General features: G+C 59.3%; 17 protein-coding genes. 6 read left to right on the forward strand and 11 right to left on the reverse strand.

Annotation, left to right across the window (positions count from 1 at the left end; all coding sequences use genetic code 11):
• Nucleotide 1: 1 nt before the first annotated feature.
• Both fliI and flgF read right to left on the reverse strand, forming a co-directional pair.
• Nucleotides 2-1,408 (reverse strand): flagellar protein export ATPase FliI, encoded by a 1,407-nt coding sequence (fliI, locus tag ACZ9DP_RS32005; protein WP_476204685.1) that lies wholly within the window; start codon nt 1,406-1,408, stop codon nt 2-4.
• A 16-nt stretch (nt 1,409-1,424) separates the two neighbouring features.
• A complete protein-coding gene (gene flgF / locus ACZ9DP_RS32010; RefSeq protein ID WP_074066675.1) occupies nt 1,425-2,159 on the reverse strand; it encodes a flagellar basal-body rod protein FlgF in 735 nt (244 codons plus the stop codon).
• A gap of 247 nt (nt 2,160-2,406) precedes the next feature.
• Between flgF and motA the strand changes: the two genes are divergently transcribed.
• The 6 genes from motA (at nt 2,407) to ACZ9DP_RS32040 (ending at nt 7,603) form a co-directional block, all read left to right on the forward strand.
• The gene (gene motA, locus ACZ9DP_RS32015) at nt 2,407-3,279 is read left to right on the forward strand and encodes a flagellar motor stator protein MotA (protein WP_022718683.1); all 873 of its coding nucleotides are present in this window, start codon (nt 2,407-2,409) and stop codon (nt 3,277-3,279) included.
• Between the two features lie 6 nt (nt 3,280-3,285).
• Nucleotides 3,286-4,227 carry a FliM/FliN family flagellar motor switch protein gene (locus ACZ9DP_RS32020; protein ID WP_476204686.1) on the forward strand — a complete coding sequence of 314 codons (942 nt, stop codon included), beginning with the start codon at nt 3,286-3,288 and terminating at the stop codon, nt 4,225-4,227.
• Between the two features lie 64 nt (nt 4,228-4,291).
• The gene (fliN, locus tag ACZ9DP_RS32025; RefSeq protein WP_074066673.1) at nt 4,292-4,879 is read left to right on the forward strand and encodes a flagellar motor switch protein FliN; all 588 of its coding nucleotides are present in this window, start codon (nt 4,292-4,294) and stop codon (nt 4,877-4,879) included.
• Between the two features lie 28 nt (nt 4,880-4,907).
• Nucleotides 4,908-5,948 carry a flagellar motor switch protein FliG gene (fliG, locus tag ACZ9DP_RS32030; protein ID WP_074066672.1) on the forward strand — a complete coding sequence of 347 codons (1,041 nt, stop codon included), beginning with the start codon at nt 4,908-4,910 and terminating at the stop codon, nt 5,946-5,948.
• Nucleotides 5,949-6,077: 129 nt separating this feature from the next.
• Complete coding sequence (flhB, locus tag ACZ9DP_RS32035) at nt 6,078-7,157, forward strand: flagellar biosynthesis protein FlhB (RefSeq protein WP_039843958.1); 1,080 nt, start codon at nt 6,078-6,080, stop codon at nt 7,155-7,157.
• 5 nt (nt 7,158-7,162) lie between these two features.
• Nucleotides 7,163-7,603, forward strand: a complete 441-nt coding sequence (locus ACZ9DP_RS32040; protein WP_194728970.1) for a hypothetical protein — start codon at nt 7,163-7,165, stop codon at nt 7,601-7,603.
• Between the two features lie 58 nt (nt 7,604-7,661).
• Here the strand turns inward: ACZ9DP_RS32040 and visR are convergent, their stop codons facing one another.
• The 9 genes from visR to ACZ9DP_RS32085 form a co-directional block, all read right to left on the reverse strand.
• Nucleotides 7,662-8,411, reverse strand: coding sequence for a transcriptional regulator VisR (gene visR, locus ACZ9DP_RS32045; protein ID WP_476204687.1), 750 nt, complete (start codon nt 8,409-8,411; stop codon nt 7,662-7,664).
• 9 nt (nt 8,412-8,420) lie between these two features.
• Nucleotides 8,421-9,161 carry a transcriptional regulator VisN gene (visN, locus tag ACZ9DP_RS32050; RefSeq protein WP_074066668.1) on the reverse strand — a complete coding sequence of 247 codons (741 nt, stop codon included), beginning with the start codon at nt 9,159-9,161 and terminating at the stop codon, nt 8,421-8,423.
• 586 nt (nt 9,162-9,747) lie between these two features.
• Nucleotides 9,748-11,439 carry a flagellar basal-body MS-ring/collar protein FliF gene (gene fliF / locus ACZ9DP_RS32055; RefSeq protein ID WP_476204689.1) on the reverse strand — a complete coding sequence of 564 codons (1,692 nt, stop codon included), beginning with the start codon at nt 11,437-11,439 and terminating at the stop codon, nt 9,748-9,750.
• 109 nt (nt 11,440-11,548) lie between these two features.
• Complete coding sequence (cheT, locus tag ACZ9DP_RS32060) at nt 11,549-11,938, reverse strand: chemotaxis protein CheT (protein WP_039843953.1); 390 nt, start codon at nt 11,936-11,938, stop codon at nt 11,549-11,551.
• Between the two features lie 16 nt (nt 11,939-11,954).
• On the reverse strand, nt 11,955-12,509 hold the full coding sequence (gene cheD / locus ACZ9DP_RS32065) for a chemoreceptor glutamine deamidase CheD (RefSeq protein WP_074066666.1): 555 nt from the start codon (nt 12,507-12,509) through the stop codon (nt 11,955-11,957).
• Nucleotides 12,506-12,895, reverse strand: coding sequence for a response regulator (locus ACZ9DP_RS32070; RefSeq protein WP_022718672.1), 390 nt, complete (start codon nt 12,893-12,895; stop codon nt 12,506-12,508). Before ACZ9DP_RS32070 ends, cheD begins: the two co-directional genes overlap by 4 nt.
• Entirely contained in the window at nt 12,895-13,938 is a 1,044-nt protein-coding gene (gene cheB / locus ACZ9DP_RS32075) for a protein-glutamate O-methylesterase CheB (protein ID WP_194728966.1), read from the reverse strand. Before cheB ends, ACZ9DP_RS32070 begins: the two co-directional genes overlap by 1 nt.
• Nucleotides 13,935-14,846: a protein-glutamate O-methyltransferase CheR gene (gene cheR / locus ACZ9DP_RS32080; protein ID WP_476204690.1), complete on the reverse strand. Its 912-nt coding sequence runs from the start codon at nt 14,844-14,846 to the stop codon at nt 13,935-13,937. Before cheR ends, cheB begins: the two co-directional genes overlap by 4 nt.
• Nucleotides 14,843-15,310 carry a chemotaxis protein CheW gene (locus ACZ9DP_RS32085; protein ID WP_022718669.1) on the reverse strand — a complete coding sequence of 156 codons (468 nt, stop codon included), beginning with the start codon at nt 15,308-15,310 and terminating at the stop codon, nt 14,843-14,845. The genes cheR and ACZ9DP_RS32085 overlap by 4 nt, the downstream gene beginning before the upstream one ends.
• Between the last annotated feature and the right edge of the window lie 4 nt (nt 15,311-15,314).

A 15,314-nucleotide genomic window follows, 5' to 3' on the forward strand; every position in this document is an offset into this window, starting at 1 on the left:
GCTAGCCTCTGGGTCTCGTCGGGAACGTCGACGGCTGGTTCGAAATCCCGGCAGCCGTCTTGAGTGCTGCCGCCAGGTCAGCAAAGGCATCGGCCGACTCGCGGTCTCCCGGCGACTGTTTCAAAACATCGTATATAATTGGTACCTGCTTGACCGCCATGTCCAAATCCGGGTCGGCCCCCGGTCGGTAGCCGCCGATCAGGCGCAGGTCGCGCGTTTCCTCGAAGCGATGGATCAGCGCCTTCAGGCGCGAGACCAGCTTTTCCTGATCCGGCGTCCAGGCCTTGCGGGCAAGGCGCGAAATGGAAGCCAGCGGGTCGATCGGCGGATAGCGGCCCTCCTCTGCAAGGCTGCGCTGCAGGACGATATGGCCGTCGAGAATGCCGCGCGTGGAGTCGGCAATCGGGTCGTTGTGATTGTCGCCATCGACGAGGATCGAGATGATTGCGGTGATAGTTCCTGTGCCTTCCGGCCCGGGACCCGCACGCTCGAGCAGTCGCGGCAGCTCGGTGAAAACGGATGCGGGATAGCCGCGGGCGATCGGCGGCTCGCCGGATGCCGTCGCCACTTCCCGGATTGCATGGGCAAAGCGCGTGACGCTGTCGACAATCAGGAGAACGTTGTCGCCCTGATCGCGGAAATGTTCGGCGATCGTCACCGCCGTCAACGGCGCCATCTTGCGCAGCATCGGGCTCTCGTCGCTGGTCGCGACAACGGCGATCGACTTCTTCATGTTCTCGCCGAGCGTATCCTCGATGAATTCGCGCACTTCGCGGCCGCGTTCGCCGACGAGCGCAATGACCACCCTGTCAAAGGCATCGGCCTTGGCGAGCATCGAGAGCAGCGTCGATTTACCGACGCCGGAGCCCGCGAAGATGCCGAGGCGCTGGCCGTGGCATAGCGGCGAAAAGATATCGATGGCGCGGACACCCGTCCGGAAGCCCTTCTCGACACGCTTGCGGGTCATCGAAGGCGGCGCGGTATTGGAAATCGAGCGGCGATCGAGGCCCTCAACGATCGGGCCAAGGCCATCGATCGGTTCGCAAAGCGAATTGATCGTCCGGCCGCACCAGCTTTCGGCCGGCGATATTCGAAAAGCTCCCTTGCGGATGACCGTGTCATGAATGCCGATCGGCTCACCCGGTTCGATCGGGCAGACATAGGCCAGTTCCGGCTCGACGCGGACGACCTCGCCGAGATGGATGCCGGTCGCCGACTTGTGGGCGACAAATTCGCCGAGACGGACGTGGCGGGAAAGACCGCTTACCGTATAGTGGCCGGCGGCGATCGTCTGGACATGGCCGCCATGTGCGACCGCATATTCCGGCTTGGTATAGCGGCTGACGAGGCCGGCCAGATGATCCAGCTTCGGCGAAAGCGCGTCTTCAGTCAGCGGCATGTTGGTCATCCGTCAAACCTTTCGCTCAACGGCTGCCACCCAGCGTCTTGATGGCCTCGTTGAAGGAGCTTTCGCTGTCGGCCGTCAGCGAGGCGATGCTCTCGAAGGCGCGGTTGACTTCGATCAGCTGGGTGATTTCGTGCATCGCGTTGACGTTGGAGTTTTCGAGATAGCCTTGCTCGATGCCGATATTGAATCGGTCGGTCACGGCCCGCGGCGTCTCCGTGGTCATGACGCCGCTGTTCTCATAGCGGAGGTAACCCTTGCTGATATCGGCTTCGAAGAGACCGAGCGAGCCAACCTGCCGGCCGCCCTGGTAGATCATGCCGTCATTGCCGACCTTGGGCTCACCGCCCGCCGAGTTCAGCTGAATCGGCGCGCCGCCAGCGTCGAGAACCGGGTATCCGCGGATCGACACCAGCTCGCCCGTGTCCTTCATGGTGAACCGGCCGTCCTTGGTCAGAACCTGACCCGCCGGCGTATCCAGTGCGAACCAGGCGTCGCCCTTGATCGCAAAGTCCAGCATGTTGCCGGTGTGCTGCAGCTCGCCGCTGTCGCCGGATAGATAGTCATTGCCCTGCGAGACAAAGGCAACCTTTGCGTTCAGCTTGTTGTCGGTGTCGCTCAGCAACTGATTGAACTTCACCTCCGTCCCGCGAAATCCGGTCGTGTTCACGTTCGCCATATTGTCCGCAATTGTCGTCAGGCGCTTTTCGAGTGCCATCTGGGATGACAAGGAAACATAAAGACCGGATTGCATGATAGGCTCCTGGCATTGGCGATGAACGGAACGAAGACCGGGTTCCTGTCATTTGTTAATCCACGGTTTCGCTGAGGCGGCATCTCAGAAACGGACGAATCGGTCCATTCGTCACCTTGAACCTGACGGCAAATCCTTGTGCGAAGCTGGCATGCACAATGCGGGCTCAAAGTGCCAACCATCAGCCTCACGCAAGCCAGCGACCCTATCCCTGAGGTTGAAAACAACGTTCAGGTTTGGACTGACGATGAATATCATTATCGGATTTGTGATTACCTGCGGCTGCATCGTTGGCAGCTTCATGGCGATGGGTGGCCATGTCGGCGCACTCTGGCAGCCTTTCGAACTCGTCATCATCGGCGGCGCTGGCCTGGGCAGCTTCATCATGGCTAACCCGATGAAGGTGGTGAAGGATTCCGGAAAGGCACTCGGTGAAGCCTTCAAGCATACGGTGCCCAAGGAGCGGAATTACCTCGATACGCTGGGTGTCCTCTATTCGCTAATGCGCGACCTGCGCACGAAATCACGCAACGAGATCGAGGCGCATATCGACAATCCGGCCGAATCCTCGATCTTCCTGTCAGCTCCGACGATCCTGAAGAACAAGGAATTGACGGCATTCATCTGCGACTACGTCCGCTTGATCATTATCGGCAATGCCCGCTCGCATGAGATTGAGGCTCTGATGGACGAAGAGATCAATACGATCCTGCACGACAAGATGAAGCCCTATCACGCCATCCAGATCATGGGCGACGCTTTCCCCGCGATCGGTATCGTTGCCGCCGTTCTCGGCGTCATCAAGGCCATGGCGCACATCAACGATTCGCCGGAGGTCCTCGGCCACCTGATCGGGTCGGCGCTCGTCGGCACCTTCCTCGGCATTCTGCTGTCTTATTGCCTCTGCTCGCCGCTCGTCTCCCAGATCAAGGTCGTGCGCACGAAGCAGCATCGCCTCTACGTCATCGTGAAGCAGACCTTGCTTGCCTACATGAACGGCTCCGTACCACAGGTGGCCCTCGAATACGGCCGCAAGACGATTTCTGCTTACGAGCGCCCATCAATCGACGCGGTCGAACAGGAAATGATGAACCCGGGTGGCGAGAACAAGGCGGCCTAAACGACCATGAGCAACCTTTCCCCTCAAAGGCCGGCAATGGATCCGGTCCTTCTTGCGAAGCTGACGGGACGCCTCGGCGACCGGGCGACCATAGAAAAGCTCTGCGCTTCATTGTCGGAGGTCTATGGCGAATTCCTGCCGGATATCTTCAAGAGCGAAACCGGGCTGGACATCGCCGTCGCCTATCTCGGCTGTAGTACCGGCCACAAGAACGATCTGATTGCCGACCTCGACACCAACGTGACCCTCGTCGAGGCGACGTTGCGCAACTGGTCGCAGAACATCACCTTTGCCTGCGGCAACAGCTTCGTCATCACACTGATGGAAAACCTGCTTGGGGCTGCGTCGGATACGATCGAGCAGCCGGCCGATAGGTCGCTTTCGGTCATCGAGCTCGAACTTGCGGTCATGGTTTTCGAGAAAATCGCCAATGTCTTCCGTTCCGCCGTCAATGCACCGGGCGGTTTCGAACCGAACCTTGAGCCGCCGCATCCCCACGAATTCCGCGGCCATCCCTCCAGCGATACGCCGGACGAATTCGCCTCGGCCATCAACATGTCAATCACTCTTTCGGGTATCACGTCCGAGTTCTCGGTGATCGTGCCCCAGGCGCCGCTCCTTAAGACGCAGATTTCCGCACCGAAGGCAACGAACCAGCCCACCAAGTCCACGGAATGGACCGAACAGCTCACCGAACAGGTCCACCGTTCGCATGTGACGCTCGACGCGAAAATCCGCCTTCAGGATCTGACGCTGCGCACCATCTCCAAGCTCGCGCCGGGCGATGTCATTCCGTTCCGCGACACTGGCGACGTCCGTGTCGAGGTCAGTGCCAACAGCAAGGAATTGTATGTGTGCGAGTTCGGGCGTTCCGGCGAAAATTATACTGTCCGGGTCAAAGATACGATCAGCTCCGACGACGAGCTCATCCGTCATTTAATGAATTAATCGGTTCCCCTCCCCTCGGCTGCGACGGCAGTTTGAGGCAAGTTTCAACTGGAATAGTGATTTCATGGCTACGAAGAAAACACAGCAGAACGACGATCTGTCACTGGAGCTTCCGGGCAACGAAGCTGACCTCGACCAGGCGATCGATGATCTCCGCGGGGTTCTGAAGCAGGATTCGGACGGCGGGCTTGCGGAGTTGGGCGAAGAAGCCGATGCATTCGGCGCCGGAACCGGCACCGATTTGTCGGCCTTCGGCGATTTCGGCAGCGATGGCGCAGCCGAGACATCGTTCGACAGCAGCGATTTCGGCGCCGGCGACTTTGGCGGCTCTTCGGATTTCGGTGATACCGCTTTGTCCGCGGCGAGCGCCGAACCGGCACCGCTCGGCAGCGCGCTGTCTTCGAACTTCGAACTGATCATGGACATTCCGATCGACGTCCAGATCATGCTCGGCAGCAGCCGCATGCAGGTTTCCGGCCTGATGAATCTCAACGAAGGCGCGACCATCGCCCTCGACAAGAAGATCGGCGAGCCGGTTGAAATCATGGTGAACGGCCGCAAGATCGCACGTGGCGAAATCACCGTCCTGGAGAATGACGACACCCGCTTCGGGGTTAAACTGATAGAAGTTTTGAGCACAAGAAAAGCCTGACCCCGGTTAGGGGCGGAGAGGTTAGACCATGATGGACTTTGACGATTTCGGCGGCGCACTTGCCGGGAAACCGTTGACCCAGGCTGAAAAGGCAGCGGCTGTACTCCTCGCTATGGGGAAAGGCGTCGCAGGCCGGCTATTGAAGTATTTCACCCAGGCCGAGTTGCAGACGATTATCTCCTCCGCGCAGGCTCTGCGGGCCATCCCGCCGGATGAACTTCTTGGCCTGGTAGCCGAATTCGAAGATCTCTTCACCGAAGGCGCCGGCCTTATGGACAATGCCAAGGCCATCGAGAGCATTCTCGAGGAGGGCCTGACTCCGGACGAGGTGGACAGCCTTCTCGGCCGCCGCACCGCGTTCCAGGCATACGAAACCTCAATCTGGGATCGTCTCGGCGAGGGCGATCCGGCCTTCATCGGCAAGTTCCTGCTGCGCGAACATCCGCAGACCGTCGCCTATATCCTTTCGATGATGCCGTCTTCCTTCGGCGCCAAGGTGCTGATGCAGCTTCCCGACAGCCGCCGCGCGGACATCATGAACCGTACCGTGAACCTGAAATCCGTCAGCCCCAAGGTCGCGCACATCATCGAAAAGCAGGTGATGACGCTGCTGGCCGAGGTCGAGGCCGAGAAGAATTCGATCGGCTCGAACAAGGTTGCCGAACTCATGAACGAGATGGACAAGCCGCAGGTCGATACCTTGCTAACTTCGCTGGAGTCGATCAGCCGCGAATCCGTCAACAAGGTTCGCCCGAAGATCTTCCTCTTCGACGACATTCTCTTCATGCCGCAGCGCAGCCGTGTCATGCTGCTCAACGATATCTCCGCCGACATTCTTACCATGGCTTTGCGCGGCGCGTCGGCCGAAATCCGCGAAGCCGTTCTCTCGTCGATCAGCCCGCGCCAGCGACGAATGATCGAATCGGACCTGCAGAGCGGCACTGTCGGCATCAATCCGCGCGAGATCGCCATTGCGCGGCGTGCTGTCGCCCAGGAAGCGATTCGGCTGGCAAATTCCGGCCAGATCCAGCTCAAGGAGACGGAGGGCGAAGCGCCGGCAGCCGCCTAAGCTTCTGCTTCTGTTGACAACCCGACGAGAGGCCGCTCACGGCGTTGATCGCGATGCACCACGAGATTACGCTTTTCGGAACGGGCCGCGCCTTGCCGCGGCCCTTTCCATTGATGGAGGGCCGCGAGCTTGGCTGATGAAGACAAGGACAGCAAAACAGAAGCCCCGACAGCGAAAAAGCAGGCCGATGCGGCCGAGAAGGGCAATACGCCCTTCTCACGCGAAGTGCCCATCTTTGCCACCGTTCTTGCGACCTTCATCTATCTGACCTTCTATCTGCCCGACGGCATCAGCCGCGTCAGCGAATCGCTTCGCGACATCTTCGAGCAGCCGGACCAGTGGAAGATCGAGACCGGGCCGGACGCGATGTCGCTCTTCGTTCATCTCGGCTGGGTGAGCGCCGTGCTTCTCACGCCGGCCATGCTGCTGTTCATGATCTTCGGCGTCGTAGCATCCATAAGCCAGAATTTGCCCACTCCGGTTCTCGAACGCATCCGTCCGCAGCTGTCGCGCCTTTCGCCGGCCAAGGGCTTTGCGCGCATATTCAGCCTGCCCGGCCTGATCGAATTCGGCAAATCGCTATTCAAGATCCTGATCGTCGGCGTGATCATGTTCTTCGTGCTGAAGAGCGAATATTTCAACGCGATCGATGCGATGTTCTCCGACCCGCAAACCTTCTTCGAGCGGACGATGACGATCATGCGCAAGATCGTGCTGGTCGTGCTTTTCGCGACAGCCGTCGTTGCGATCGCTGATTTCTTCTGGTCGCGGCATCACTGGTTCACCGAACTCAAGATGACGCGGCATGAAGTGAAGGAAGAAAACAAGCAGGCTCAGGGTGATCCCTTCGTGAAGGGCCGCCAGCGCTCGCTGATGCGAGACCGTGCCCGCCGCCGCATGATTGCCAATGTCGAACGCGCCACGCTCGTCATCGCCAACCCGACGCACTATGCCGTGGCCCTGCGCTACGTGCGCGAAGAAAACGATGCGCCAGTGGTTCTCGCCAAGGGTCAGGACCTCATTGCGTTGAAAATCAGAGAGATAGCCGAAAAGAACGGAATTCCGGTTTTCGAAGATCCGCCCCTTGCACGCTCCATGTTTGCGCAAGTCTCGATCGATAGTGTCATCCCGTCAGTATTCTACAAGGCAGTGGCGGAGCTCATTCACCGGGTTTACGCCGCCGACGCCAGGAACAAACGGGTAAGATAAGCCGAATGAAGAAATGCCCCTACTCTTCTCAGCGTGAAAGAATTCTTGCCGAAGCCATCAGCCCGGTTGCGACCGAGCTTCGGCTTCTCGACGCTTCGGATCTGATTTCGCTGCTGCGCTTCGAGTATTACGGCAGCATCGCCGATCTGGTGGCCTCGGCTGCGGAGCTCTTCTTTCATCCCGGCACGGTCAATTTCGGCCTTGGAGGCAATTACACGCTGGAATGGGGTGGCAAGCCGGAGGTCGTCCTCGATCTCGAGATCAAGCCGCACGGCGTGACGGTCTATGCGCAGCTGACCCTGGCGGAGGAGCATGCCGGCATCGAGATCAATCACATCGCCTTTCATGAACCGTCCGCCGATCCGGACGTGAACACGGCCTTTTTCGAACGCAGCCTGCGCGAAAGCCGGTACAATACCCGGCCGCTGCAGGCGCTAGCCGGCTGATCGAGCTTTCCAACATCAGGCATAAAGAGCCCGGCCGGTCCGCCGCGCGCCGGGCTTGTCAGCTGATGTAGCCTAGGCGAATTGCCTTGGCGATTGCCTGGATGCGATTGACCGAATCCAGCTTGATCGTCGCCGAGCCGAGGTAAGCATTCACCGTATGAACCGAGAGCCCGAGCTTGTCAGCTATCTCTTCGCTGATGCGTCCGTCGCCGGCAAGCTGCAGGCAAGCGATCTCGCGCTCGCTCAACGCTTCTGCCGCCGCCGCGCGGCGTTCGTCCAGCGAGAGCAGATCCATCATGATTTGGCAGCTACGGCCATGAAGCTCTACGATCACGTCACCGCCGGGATCAAGATAATCGCCGGTGAAGACGACGAAGCCATTTCCTGCAGCACCGAGCCGCACCGGAAAAGCGAGGCCTGAAAATGGCAAGATGCCGTCCTTCAGCCGCGCCATGAACGGCGCGAAATCGGCTGAACCGGGCGCGGCGCGATCATGGCCGCCGGCCCAGGACAGAGGCAAGAGTGATTTCTCGATATGGTCCAGCAGCGCATCGCCATAAGCGTCCACAAGGGCCTTGCTTGAGGCCGCCGCTGCCGAAGGTCCCCAGTTTTCCAGTTCGCAGACCAGGCGCTGCTTCGCCGGCAGACCTGAGCCGCTCATCCGGTAGACCGCAAAATTCTGGGCATCCGCCAGCTTCTGCATCGCCACCAGCCGCGGGAAAAGGTCGGAGCGGCTGCTTATCCTGTTGAAGCGGACGCTGCGTATGTGTTCCGTACTACCCATCGCCCTGCTTGACGAATGCCCCATAAATTCCCCTCAGACGAGATTATTTCTCACCGCAAACGCTATGGCCTCGGAGCGAGTTTTGGTCGCCGTCTTTCGCATGACGCTCGTAATGTAGTTGTTGATCGTATTGCGGGAGATGCCGAGGATCATCGCGATCTCATCGCTGGTTTTGCCCTCGGCGATCCAGAAGAGACATTCGAGCTCCCGCTCCGTCAGCTCAAAATCGCGCTCCGCCCGGGCGCCCCCGCACCGGAGCGAACTTGCGAGATAACTTGCAAGGAGTCCCACGTCCCGCAGCCGCTCCGGTGACAGGATGAAGCCGTCATCGAAGAGGAACATCAGCGACAGCCGCGAACGGCCGACATTTAACGTCAAGGAACAATACTGGCGGCTGGCGCCATCCGGCACGTCGGCATTGTCGGGCAGAAGAGCAAAATTTGGCTGGAAGAGCTGCATGCACTTTTCCAGCTCGGTCGTGCGTGCATAGCTGCTTGTCAGTGACGTCGCCAGGTCCTTCACGAGATCGAACGGCCAGTCCGAGGACACGATGAAATCGAGGCCGGCCTCCTGGATGAGGTCGGATCGCGCCAGCAGGTAATGCGACGCTCCAACGTAGTCCGTCAGGGTGCGAAGCGCGACCTGCAACCTCCCGCTGTCGGCAATTTCGCTGAGCTGCCCAATGAGCTCCTCGCGAGAGCAAAGATTGACGGCCTGGAGACCAACGAAATTCGCGGCCTGATTTTCGCCCTTAAGCAGTATGTGCATATCCATAGGCAACGTCCCGCGGCTGAGTGCCCGTTCCTGCAAGGCATTGTCTGCGCAGGGCCGACGCGGCCTGCGGCAATGACTAAACGAATCATCCAAGGGTAAGTCAGACGATAGAAACTACCATATCCGAGTTCTTGGGATTTACTCTTGCCGCTTTCCGTGCGCGTGATTCGCGCTCAGACATCGCTTGATTAGATGTCTGGAATCTATGGTGATTCTCTCAATATCGCAACACACCACTCCTTTTAGGCGAGTCACCATATAAGTAATTCTGCGCCACAATTCATATATACTTTAAACATACCTAACAGTAATTCGAGTATCGAGAAAAAATCCGCCGCTGCGGCGCGTGACATATGAATATGTATTTACAGAAAAAATTTTCGGCTTTAGCAGTCTTCCTACCAAGCTATTTCTTTTTATTTATGTAAGGAGAAACTTCCGCTTTCGCCTCGATCTGGAATAAATCGAGTGCCTTTTCAATCTTGTGTAAAATATGTCCCGCGCGGCAAGCTTCCGATAACAAATCCGTGATCTGGCGAGCGGGCGGATGAAGACGTTAAAAAAGGCCGGTCTCCCGGCCTTTCGTTTAGGCGGCGTTGTCCACCGCCCATTTCCTGAGGATTTTCGCGGCGCGTTCCTCGTTGATCTCGACCATTCGCGCGAGCTTCCGCTCCGGGCCTTCCTTGACGCGGCGGTTGAAGTTTCCGTCGTCGTCGCCCAGGCTGAGCAGATCCTCGGTGCTGTCGAAGCCGAAGTCCGAACCGAAGCCGTCCATGAGCGCGCTGCCGGCAGCCGCTCCACCGGCCGGTGCGAAATCAGGCAGCTCCAGGCCAACGCTTTCTGAAGACGTGTCGCCGATGACTCCCGCACCGCCACCGCTGATGCTGCGCACCAGGGGCCGCACGCCCATCCAGACCACCACGAAGGCGACGCCCAGGAAGGCCAGCGAGTTGATGATGCCCGCCAGGTTGCGGCTCAGCATATCGAGGACGCGAACGCCGCCGGCGGCATCTTCGAGAAGCTGGTTCTCGAGGAAGTCCATTGCCGTCACCGTGACGACGTCGCCGCGATCAGCACTGATACCGGCTGCCGACGAGACGATCTTCTGCATCTCGGCGAGATAAGCATCGATCTTCGCCTGATCCGCAGGTTCGCCGACCATCTGGGCGATACGGCCCTTGTTGACGACAACGGCGATCGAGAGCTTCTCGATCTCGTAGCTGTTGCGAGTCGTGGCGGTCGTCTTGCTGTTGATCTCGTAGTTTGTCTGCTCTTCCTTCTTGTCCGACTTGTCCTGCGATTCCGGACTATTGCTGCCACCTTGCTCGGGGGCGGCCTGCGGAACGTTCTGCTCGACGGTCGTTGCGTTATCGGACTGCTTCTGCTGCGACTGCGAGGCTTCCTTGGTCGTGCGCACGGAGCGCTCCACCTTTGATTCCGGATCGTAGACGGTTTCCTGGATCTGCTGCGCATCCGTGTTGAGATCGGCGGTCACGCTGGAGCGGAAATTATCCATGCCGAGGAACGGAGCCAGCGCCTTGTCGATATTCGATTCGACTTCCTGCTGGACGTTCTGGACGATGTTCAGCGAACGGTTCAGCGAGCTGTTGCTTGCCTCGTCGCCAGATGCGAGCAGCTGGCCGGCGGAATCAAGAATCGTCACATCATCGACATCAAGCCCCGGCACAGCCGAGGCGACGAGGTGGCGAATCGAGGTGGCGGCACTGCGGCCGGCCGCAGCGCTTGCCCGGATCATGACGGAGGCTGTCGGCTTCTGCTCCGCCTTACGGAAGTTTCCGACTTCCGGCATAACGATATGGACGCGAGCGGCGGTGATGCCTGAAATGGACTGGATGGTGCGGCCTATCTCGCCTTCGAGCGCACGCACGCGTGTGACTTCCTGCATGAAGGAGGTGAGGCCGAGTGAGCCGACATTGTCGAAGAGTTCATAGCCTGCATTCGCGCTGTTCGGTAGGCCCCGCTCGGCAAGCAGCAGGCGGGCCTTGCCCGTCATGCCGGCAGGCACAGTAATACTTGAGCCGTCGGAACCGACCTGGAAGCCGATATTGGCTTCCGCAAGAGCCATGCTGATCTGGTTGAGGTCAGGGGTGTCAAGGCCGACATAGAGCGTTTCCTGCGCCGGTTTGTTGACGAAAAGGGCAGCAGCCAAGATAATTGCAATTGAAAAAACGCCAACGCCAGCGAGCGCCAACAAGCGTGTTCGCCCCAGCGAACCTAAGTTCTTAATGAGCTGAACTAATTGATTTAACAGATTCATTCTGTTCTCGCACGATCCGTCAAAGACAAAACAGGCTTATTGCCTCATTTGTTGATAGACGGCGAAACTTGTGCGAGCGTTTCGTCAGGGCAGGTCGGGAGCTTTCAAATCAGAAGAAATCGAAGTCGCCGGCCGCCTTGCTGAGCGGCTGGGAATGGCCGTGGCGCGTGGCACCGCCGAGCGCTTTTTGCATTTCTGCAAGTTTGACCAGGCTGAGCGCGGTCGCAACGTCAACAGCCCAGCTCTGGGGAATCTCGCCGGTGATCGTGTCAATGAATTCAGCGAGGCCGCGGGTTTTCTGAACGGCAAGATCGATGCCCTGCATGATCTTCATGCTATCGGGCGAGTGCAGGACATCGGCGCCGCCGATTTCGAGAAGCTGCGGCTCGATGCGTTCGATGAGATAGGCGACATCGTGCAGTTCGGAAACGATACGCATAAGGATATCCGGAAGCGCTTCGACCGGCGAAGGCAGCTCTATCGTTCCACTGAAAGTCATAGAAAGATCCTTGTCATCAGAAAAATTCGATACTTGTTTCGACCGGCTTGTGGGGTGCGACAGGGCGCTGTTCGAGAGCCACCGTCTTCTGCGTTTCAGCGCCGGTCAGCGGGTACTGGCGCGCGCGGCCCGAAACCGGCCAGTATTCCAGCTTGCGGCCGTGTTCGCCGCCGGTACTGGAGCTGACGACCGGGATGCCTTCATCCCTCAGGAACTGCATGGCGAAGGCGGCGTTCTGTTCACCGACATTGGAGAAAGTCGAGATCGTCTTCGCCCCGCCGAAAATCTTGGCCTCCAGGCGGTCGCGGCGCGCGCCCTGCTTCAGAAGGCCGTTGATCAGCAATTCCATCAGGTGAACGCCATAGCGCGTCGCGTCCCCGCCACTCATCGGCGTGTTACCCGTGCCTGGGAGCAGAAAGTGGTTCATACCGCCGACACCGGCCACGGGATCGCGCAGACAGGCAGCCACACACGAACCAAGGATGGTCGTCAAAACCGCGGTCGGATCATTCAGGACCTTCCATTCGCCTTGAATGATATGAACGCGGCGGGCTGCTGCCTCGACATTCATTTCAGCGCTCCAAACACGGCTTCGATCGCCGCCTTCATCTTTTCGATGGTGAAGGGCTTGGCAAGCACGTTGTTGGCGCCGAGCTGAGCGGCCTTCTGCACGAGAGCACGATCGCCCTGTGCTGTCAGGATGATGAAGGCAGCCTTCTTGGTTGCCGGATTGGTGCGTACGGCCTGCAGCAGACCGAGACCATCCATCTTCGGCATGTTGAAGTCCGAGATCACCAGATGATGCGGCTGTTGGGCCATGATCTTCATGCCCTGCTCGCCGTCGCCGGCAGCAGTGATCTGCTTGAAGCCGAGCTGGGTCAGCGCATCGCTGAGCAACAACCGGCTTGTGACCTGATCGTCGACGATCAGAACTTTGATTTTCTCCGCAATCGACATTATTCTGTCCCTTCCTTTCGGGCGGCTGTCATTTTCAGTATTTCTTCGCCGATGGCATTCAGTGGCAGCTGCTGCTCAACGGCACCGAGTTCATAGGCCACTCGCGGCATTCCATAGACCACGCAGGTCTTTTCGTTCTGTCCGAGAGTGCGCGCGCCGGCATGGCGCATCTTCAAGAGGCCAGCCGCGCCATCGCGGCCCATGCCTGTCAGGATCACGCCGACCGCATTGCGTCCGGCAAGTTCGGCAACGGAATCGAAGAGAACGTCGACCGAGGGGCGATGGCCGTTTACCGGATCGCGCTCGACGAGACGGCAACTGGGTGCGGACGCATTCGCGACCTGCAAATGACGTTCCCCGCCTGGTGCCAGATAAATCTTACCAATCTCTAAACGTGCGCCATCCGTCGCTTCTTCAACGACCGGAGCACAGAGGCGATTGAGGCGGTCGGCAAAGCTTTTGGTGAAGGTCGGCGGCATATGCTGGGTGATGACCGTCGGCGGGCAGTTCGCCGGAAACTTCTGCAGCACCGCGATCAGCGCTTCGACGCCGCCCGTCGACGAACCGATCGCGACGATCTTGCGTCCGACCCGGAAATCGGCGACCGATACCGGCGGAACCGGAGCTGCTGGCGGCTGCACGAACTGGCGCTGCGTGCGCGCGGCAGCCTTGACCTTCTCGGCCAGATCGCCGAAGGGACGCGGCTCGCCGGGGGCAGGCTTTCCGACGCAATCGAAGGCCCCGATCTCGAGCGCGGCGAGCGTCGCCTCCGCGCCGCGATGCGTCATGGTGGAGACCATGATGACCGGCATGGGGCGAAGCCGCATGATCTTTTCGAGAAATTCCAGGCCGTTCATGTTCGGCATCTCGATGTCGAGCGTGACGACATCGGGATTGAGCTTTTTGATCGCCTCGCGCGCTTCCAGCGCATCGCCCGCCTGGCCGATGACGTTGACGTCCGGATCGGAACTCAGGACGGCGCTGATCAGCCCGCGCATCGTCGGGGAGTCGTCAACGACGAGAACTCTTGCCGGTGCGCTCATCCCTTTCTCCCCAATGCTTTTGTGGTGTGGCGATAGGTGGTAACGCCTATATTGTCGAAGACGTGCTTTGCTTCGCCGGAAACGCGCTCGGAGTGGCCGATGTAAAGATGTCCGCCTTCCGGCAGCAGTTCGGCAAAGCGCGACCAGATCTTCATCTGCGTCGGTTCGTCGAAATAGATCACGACGTTTCGGCAGAAGATGACGTCGAACTTGCCCTTGAAGGGCCACTGCGCCATCAGGTTCAGCTCGTTGTAGGTGATCAGGCGCTTGACGCGGTCATCGACCTGGAATTTGCGGCGCCCATCCACGTTGACATCCGTGAACCACTGCTTGCGCATGGCCGGCGATACGGTTTCGAGAGCCGTCTCGTCGTAGCATCCGGCGCGAGCGAGATTGAGTATCTTTGGGTCGATATCGGTCGCAAGGATCTTGAAATCGTAGTCCGCGACGTTGGGCATCATCGAAAGCACGGTCAGCGCAATCGAATATGGCTCCTGCCCGTCGGAAGATGCGGCCGACCAGATACGGACACGCCCGCCCGTCTTGGCACGATTGAGAAGCTCCGGCAGCACGTGGTCGCGCAGGTGCTCGAAGTGATGGTTCTCGCGGAAAAAGCGCGTGAAGTTGGTGGTCAGGTGCGAAAGCATTTCGCGGCGCGGCGCGGCGCCCGCAGGCGAAGAAACCAGCGAGCAGTATTCGCGGAAACCTGACAGGCCGAGATTGCGGATATGCTTGGAAAGACGCGAATAGACCAGCGAAGCCTTGGTCTCGTTCAGGAAAATCCCTGCATCCGCGTAGATCATCGCGGCGATTTCCATGAGGTCACGGCGCGTCAGCGGATATTCGCCGCTCGCCAGGATCTCGTCCGGGTTCCCCTGCCTGAGATCTTTTGCACTCAACGCATTCATGCAGCTTCGCTTTCGGTATCGGGGAACAGGGCTTCCAATTCGACCAGGCAGATCATCCGCTTTTCGATCGCAAGAATGCCCCGGGCAAACTGGCGCTCTATGTCGGAAGAGATTTCCGGCGTCGGTTGAATATTGTCGTCGGTGACGGTGAGGATGTCCGAGACCGCGTCGACGAGCAGGCCCACAACCTTCCGCCGGACCTGCGCGACAATGATGACGTGGCGTACCGACGGCTCGGCGGGTTTCATGCCGAGCCGCGCCGAAAGATCGATGATCGGCAGCACCGCGCCGCGCAGGTTGATGACGCCCTTCATGTGAGCCGGCGAATGCGGCATGGCCGTTGCCGGCGTCCAGCCGCGGATTTCGCGAACCGACATGATGTTTACGCAAAATTCCTGGTCGCCGATGCGGAACGCGATGAGCTCGCGATCCCCCTGGCTCAGATTTTTCACGGTGTACGACATGACC

The sequence above is a fragment of the Rhizobium sp. USDA 4016 genome, from assembly GCF_056279705.1.

Excerpts from the sequence above, each read along its gene's own strand:
- visR (WP_476204687.1), bottom strand. The coding sequence starts at position 8,411 with ATGGGGCATTCGTCAAGCAGGGCGATGGGTAGTACGGAACACATACGC.
- ACZ9DP_RS32020 (WP_476204686.1), top strand. The coding sequence starts at position 3,286 with ATGAGCAACCTTTCCCCTCAAAGGCCGGCAATGGATCCGGTCCTTCTT.
- cheD (WP_074066666.1), bottom strand. The coding sequence starts at position 12,509 with ATGAATGTCGAGGCAGCAGCCCGCCGCGTTCATATCATTCAAGGCGAA.
- cheT (WP_039843953.1), bottom strand. The coding sequence starts at position 11,938 with ATGACTTTCAGTGGAACGATAGAGCTGCCTTCGCCGGTCGAAGCGCTT.
- ACZ9DP_RS32040 (WP_194728970.1), top strand. The coding sequence starts at position 7,163 with ATGAAGAAATGCCCCTACTCTTCTCAGCGTGAAAGAATTCTTGCCGAA.
- flgF (WP_074066675.1), bottom strand. The coding sequence starts at position 2,159 with ATGCAATCCGGTCTTTATGTTTCCTTGTCATCCCAGATGGCACTCGAA.
- fliG (WP_074066672.1), top strand. The coding sequence starts at position 4,908 with ATGATGGACTTTGACGATTTCGGCGGCGCACTTGCCGGGAAACCGTTG.
- cheB (WP_194728966.1), bottom strand. The coding sequence starts at position 13,938 with ATGAGCGCACCGGCAAGAGTTCTCGTCGTTGACGACTCCCCGACGATG.
- ACZ9DP_RS32070 (WP_022718672.1), bottom strand. The coding sequence starts at position 12,895 with ATGTCGATTGCGGAGAAAATCAAAGTTCTGATCGTCGACGATCAGGTC.
- fliF (WP_476204689.1), bottom strand. The coding sequence starts at position 11,439 with ATGAATCTGTTAAATCAATTAGTTCAGCTCATTAAGAACTTAGGTTCG.
- fliI (WP_476204685.1), bottom strand. The coding sequence starts at position 1,408 with ATGACCAACATGCCGCTGACTGAAGACGCGCTTTCGCCGAAGCTGGAT.
- ACZ9DP_RS32085 (WP_022718669.1), bottom strand. The coding sequence starts at position 15,310 with ATGTCGTACACCGTGAAAAATCTGAGCCAGGGGGATCGCGAGCTCATC.
- cheR (WP_476204690.1), bottom strand. The coding sequence starts at position 14,846 with ATGAATGCGTTGAGTGCAAAAGATCTCAGGCAGGGGAACCCGGACGAG.
- motA (WP_022718683.1), top strand. The coding sequence starts at position 2,407 with ATGAATATCATTATCGGATTTGTGATTACCTGCGGCTGCATCGTTGGC.
- visN (WP_074066668.1), bottom strand. The coding sequence starts at position 9,161 with ATGGATATGCACATACTGCTTAAGGGCGAAAATCAGGCCGCGAATTTC.
- fliN (WP_074066673.1), top strand. The coding sequence starts at position 4,292 with ATGGCTACGAAGAAAACACAGCAGAACGACGATCTGTCACTGGAGCTT.